At 30.7% G+C, this 5,045-nt stretch carries 7 protein-coding genes; 3 read left to right on the forward strand and 4 right to left on the reverse strand.

Annotation, left to right across the window (positions count from 1 at the left end; all coding sequences use genetic code 11):
- Both ACIQ66_RS11185 and ACIQ66_RS11190 read right to left on the reverse strand, forming a co-directional pair.
- Nucleotides 1-182 (reverse strand): ORF6N domain-containing protein (locus ACIQ66_RS11185; RefSeq protein WP_396212878.1); only part of this gene is annotated, 182 nt, incomplete at its 3' end.
- A 24-nt stretch (nt 183-206) separates the two neighbouring features.
- On the reverse strand, nt 207-1,520 hold the full coding sequence (locus ACIQ66_RS11190) for a phenylacetate--CoA ligase family protein (protein WP_396212879.1): 1,314 nt from the start codon (nt 1,518-1,520) through the stop codon (nt 207-209).
- Between the two features lie 120 nt (nt 1,521-1,640).
- Between ACIQ66_RS11190 and purD the strand changes: the two genes are divergently transcribed.
- The gene (purD, locus tag ACIQ66_RS11195) at nt 1,641-2,915 is read left to right on the forward strand and encodes a phosphoribosylamine--glycine ligase (RefSeq protein ID WP_396212880.1); all 1,275 of its coding nucleotides are present in this window, start codon (nt 1,641-1,643) and stop codon (nt 2,913-2,915) included.
- Here the strand turns inward: purD and ACIQ66_RS11200 are convergent.
- Nucleotides 2,907-3,137, reverse strand: coding sequence for a uracil phosphoribosyltransferase (locus tag ACIQ66_RS11200; protein WP_396212881.1), 231 nt, complete (start codon nt 3,135-3,137; stop codon nt 2,907-2,909). The two genes, purD and ACIQ66_RS11200, sit on opposite strands and share 9 nt — an antisense overlap.
- A gap of 49 nt (nt 3,138-3,186) precedes the next feature.
- Here ACIQ66_RS11200 and ACIQ66_RS11205 point away from each other — a divergent pair, with 49 nt between their 5' ends.
- Nucleotides 3,187-4,116, forward strand: a complete 930-nt coding sequence (locus ACIQ66_RS11205) for a DUF6427 family protein (RefSeq protein WP_396212882.1) — start codon at nt 3,187-3,189, stop codon at nt 4,114-4,116.
- Here ACIQ66_RS11205 and upp read toward each other — a convergent pair.
- Nucleotides 4,111-4,764, reverse strand: a complete 654-nt coding sequence (gene upp, locus ACIQ66_RS11210) for a uracil phosphoribosyltransferase (protein WP_396212883.1) — start codon at nt 4,762-4,764, stop codon at nt 4,111-4,113. The genes ACIQ66_RS11205 and upp overlap by 6 nt on opposite strands.
- Nucleotides 4,765-4,842: 78 nt before the next feature.
- On the opposite strand from upp, the gene ACIQ66_RS11215 reads away from it, so the two are divergent.
- Nucleotides 4,843-5,045 (forward strand): DUF4254 domain-containing protein (locus ACIQ66_RS11215; RefSeq protein ID WP_396212884.1); only part of this gene is annotated, 203 nt, incomplete at its 3' end.

The following is a 5,045-nucleotide window of genomic DNA, read 5'->3' on the forward strand; positions in this document are numbered from 1 at the left end:
GATAATTCAAACATAAAATCTTCAGGAAATCTATTAATATTTCTTCTAACAGCTTGTTTTAAAACTCGTGTTTCTATACCATAAAGCAATGCTAAATCTCTATCAATCATTACTTTTTGATTTCTAATAAAGTAAATTTTATTTGAAATTGTTTCTTCTGAAATAATCAAATTTTGGCTCATATTATTTGTTTTATGGATTATATTTTATTTTAGCATCGACTGAAACTGTTTTAACTTACCACTTTTACTTCTTTGTAATTTATCTTTTCGAGTAAAAATAAAATTCAAATAGTCTTCAAGATACAATCGAATAGCTTTTTCAATTTCTAAAATTTGGTTTGAATTCAATTCTTTTTCACTTACATATTCAATCTCAAAAGTGTCTAGTTGGGTTTGTTTTACAATGAATTCTTTCACATTTCCGTCGTCTTCAATGATACTTTTGGTAACATAATAAAAAGTCAAACCTGGCGATTTTTTTCCGCTTGGCAAAATAGCAACATCATTTGTTCTACCAATTAATTTCTTAAAAATAGGTTTTTTTAAAGTGCTTTTTTCATCCAAAATCCCAATATCACCAATGTCATATCGTATAAATGGATGTGCTTTGTTATAGAGAGAAGTAATCACAACGCGCCCTTCTTGTCCATAAGGTAAAACGTTGTTATGTTCATCAATAATTTCAACAAATAAAGTTTCGGAATTCACTTGCCATTCTCCATTAGGATTTTGAAAAGCAATTAAATCAAGTTCTGAAGCTCCATATTCATTTACAATAGGAATTCCAAATTGATTTTCTAGCAAAATTTTGTCGTCTTCAAAAAGCATTTCAGATGTAACCATACAAACTTTCAAAGTAGGGCAAATGTCTTTTAAAACAATATTTTTTTTCTGCAAAAATTTGGCAAATAACACTATTGAACTCGTGTATCCATTGATATAATCAAATTTTTTAGTTTTGAAAACAGCCAAATATTTTTCTAAAACTGCATCGGATAAATTAAAAACAGAAAAGCGATATCTTCGACTTAACCAATCTTTTAAAAGCTCTTTTTTGTTTCCAATAAAATCTAACGGAATGCCATAAAAACGAGCTTGATACGAAGTGTTAAAATCGACTCCAAACCAACCAAATCTAAAAATTACACTTGCCCAAGTTAGTGCATGACAAGGTTTGTCTTTAGCAAAAATAAACGGATCGCCACTTGAACCTGAAGTTTTATTTACATAAATGTTTTTGGGTGTAAATCCTTCCGAAAGTCTTTCTTTCAATGGTTTTTGAAAGTTTTTTTTGGTCATTACGGGTAAATTTTCCCATTTTTCAAAAGAATCTTTACCGACCATTTCACGATAATATGGATTGTTTTTTAAATGATATTCGGTAATTTCCGTTCTTTTTTGAAGTACATATCCTTCATAATTTTCATCAGAAACAGAGAGAATTTTTTCAAAAGCAACTTTGGCTTTCTTTATGGGAAAACCATTTAAAATAAGTGATAAGTCGAAAAGTTTGAACACGAAATGTCTATTTTCATCAAAAATAGCAAATCACAAAATGATAAACTAAAAACTAAAAACTTTTTATCATTATATCTTCAAAACAAACTATTTTTGCAACACAACATAACAACACACACAATGACAATTTTACTACTAGGTTCGGGCGGAAGAGAACACGCATTAGCATGGAAAATGCTTCAAAGTAAACAATGCAAAAACCTTTTTGTAGCTCCTGGAAATGCCGGAACTTCCGAAATTGCAACAAATATTAACCTAGACATTTTGAATTTTGAAGAAATAAAAGTATTTGTGCTAAAAGAAAATATTTCAATGGTTGTGGTTGGCCCAGAAGATCCATTGGTTCATGGAATTTATGATTTTTTCAAAAATGACGCTCAATTAAATACTATACCAGTAATTGGACCATCAAAAGTTGGTGCGCAACTGGAAGGCAGTAAAGAGTTTGCCAAAGAATTTTTAATTAAACATAAAATTCCAACCGCAGCTTATGATAGTTTTACGGCGCAAACGGTTGAAAAAGGATGTAAATTCTTGGAAACTCTACAACCTCCATACGTTTTAAAAGCTGATGGATTGGCGGCAGGTAAAGGTGTTCTAATCATTCAAGATTTGGATGAAGCGAAAGATGAACTGAGAAATATGCTAGTTCATGCTAAGTTTGGACTAGCAAGTTCAAAAGTGGTTATTGAAGAATTTTTAGACGGAATTGAGTTAAGCTGTTTTGTTTTAACCGATGGTAAAAATTACAAAATTCTTCCAACTGCAAAAGACTACAAACGAATTGGAGAAGGCGATACAGGATTAAACACAGGCGGAATGGGAGCCGTTTCTCCAGTACCATTTGCAGATGCAATTTTGTTAGAAAAAATTGAGAACCGAATTGTGAAACCCACAATTGATGGTTTCCAAAAAGACGCAATAGAATACAAAGGATTTGTTTTTATTGGCTTAATCAACGTAAAAGGTGAGCCAATGGTAATAGAATACAACGTTAGAATGGGTGATCCCGAAACAGAAGTTGTGATTCCAAGATTAAAATCTGATTTGGTAGAATTGTTTCAAGCGGTTGCTGATGAAAAACTAAATGAAGTTTCATTAGAAATTGACGAAAGAAGTGCTGCTACCATTATGGTTGTTTCTGGCGGATATCCTGAAGATTATGAAAAAGGAAAACAAATTTCAGGTATTGAAAATATTGAAGATTCGCTAGTTTTTCATGCTGGAACAAAATTAGAAAATGGAAAAGTTGTTACAAACGGCGGTAGAGTAATAGCGGTGACATCTTTTGGAAATGATTTTCAAGAAGCCACAAAAAAATCTTATCAAAACATAGAAAAGCTACATTTTGATAAGATGTATTTTAGAAAAGATATTGGCTTAGACTTATTTTAAGAAAGAATGAGCTGTTGTATCTTGGTTTTCTTCGTTGTTGTCTTGATGAATAGCTAATTGTTTACACCAATAAACTATATAGTAAGCACAAACAATCATCAAAATCCAATTGAAGATATTGGCCAAAAACCAGTTTGACAACTCTAGTTTTCTAAAAAAGTTTTGAGGTATAAAAAGAATATTTTCAAAAATCCACTGTATTCCTTCGAAAAATGTTTTCATTTTTTAAACAAGTATTATATTTACATTTACAAAAGTATAAAATATCCTCATGATAGCAAGTGTTTTTAGAAAATCTACACCAATTAATTACTTATTTGTTCTTTTAGCAACGCTTTTTTTCTATTTTTTCTATGTAATAAATCATGGAACAGTAGAAATGACGATGATAGAAGTAACAAAAAAAGGAGCTGGAATTAGTATGCTTTTGGCTTCATTATTTGTTGTAAATTTTATCATAAAAAAAAATGGTCTTAGCAAAGACAGTACTTACGCGGTTTTTTTCTATTTATTACTAGTCTTGTTTTTTCCAACGGTTTTAGAAAACTTAAGATTGTTTGTCGCTAACTTTTTCGTACTTTTAGGTTTACGAAGACTAATCTCGCTTCAATCATTAAAAGCCCCGAAAGAAAAAATATTTGATGCTTCTTTATGGATATTTCTAGCAGCAATTTTTCATTATTGGTGCATTTTGTTCATTATATTGGTTTTTGTATCCATAATTTTTCACGTTTCAAGCGATTATAGAAATTGGATTTTACCTTTTATTGCATTTTTAACGGTGGCAATTCTATTTATAGTTAGCGCCTTAATTTTTGATAAAAACTGGACAGACTTATTCCTTCAAAATGCAATTATTGACATTAGAATTGAGTATTTCCAATCGGTTTATGAAAACATCTCACTTTCATTATATGCGACTGTTGCATTGTTTTTTGTAGTTTCATTTTTCTCAACATTGTCTAATCGACCAATGATTTCGCAGTCTTCGTACAAAAAAGTAATTATGTGGTTTGTTTTAGGAATTGTAATTTATTTTTTGTCGCCACAAAAAAGCAATGATGTATTAATCTTTACTTTTGCGCCATTAGCCATAATGGCCACTTTTCATATTGAAACAGCACAAAATAAGTGGCAAAAAGAAGTTGTAGTCTATTTTTTGGTTGGCTTGAGTTTATTTAGCTATTTTTCTCAATTATAATTTACTTCCGTAAGCTAAATCGCCAGCGTCGCCCAAACCAGGAACAATATAGTTTTTCTCATTTAATTTTTCATCAAGCGCAGCAACCCAAAGATGACAATTTGCTGGAAGATTTTCCTCAAGATAAGCAATTCCTTCTGGAGCGGCAATTACAACAGCAAGATGAATTTCTTTAGGTTTTTGTTCCAAATGCAATTTGTTTAAAACAGCCACAATCGATTGACCAGTTGCCAACATTGGATCAATCAAGATCAAATTTTTATTTTCAAATGAAGGAGCAGCTTGGTATTCGACCAAAATTTCAAATGCATCATCATTATTTGGATGGTGTCGATAGGCAGAAACAAAACCATTTTCGGCATTGTCAAAAATATTCATAAATCCTTGATGCAAAGCCAATCCGGCACGAAGAATTGAGCATAAAACCACATTGTCAGCAATAGTTGTTGTGTGTTTAATTCCAAGTGGTGTTTGCACATCAATGCTTTTATATTCTAATGTTTTACTTAGTTCATAAGCCATAATTTCGCCTATTCGCTCGATATTTTTTCTAAAACGCATACTGTCTTTTTGAATGGAAACATCACGAATTTGAGCCAAAAAATGATTAAGAATACTGTTGTTTTCCGAAATATAATGAATATGCATAATTTTGTTTCAAGTTTAAGGTTTCAAGTTTCAAGTTTAAAAGTATAAAAACTATCTTTGTAAAAAAAATATATCGTTATGTTTTCAAAATTTGCTTATTCTATATTTGAACAAAGTATCAAAGATTATCATGTCCATGACAGTGTTGATCAACCTATTAACAATCCATATCCAAAAGATAAAATTGAACATTTATTATATTTTAAAAACTGGATTGACACAGTTCAGTGGCATTATGAAGATATCATTCGTGATCCAAATATTGATCCTGTTGCAGCGCT

Source organism: Flavobacterium sp. (assembly GCF_044377315.1).
Lineage (GTDB): Bacteria > Bacteroidota > Bacteroidia > Flavobacteriales > Flavobacteriaceae > Flavobacterium.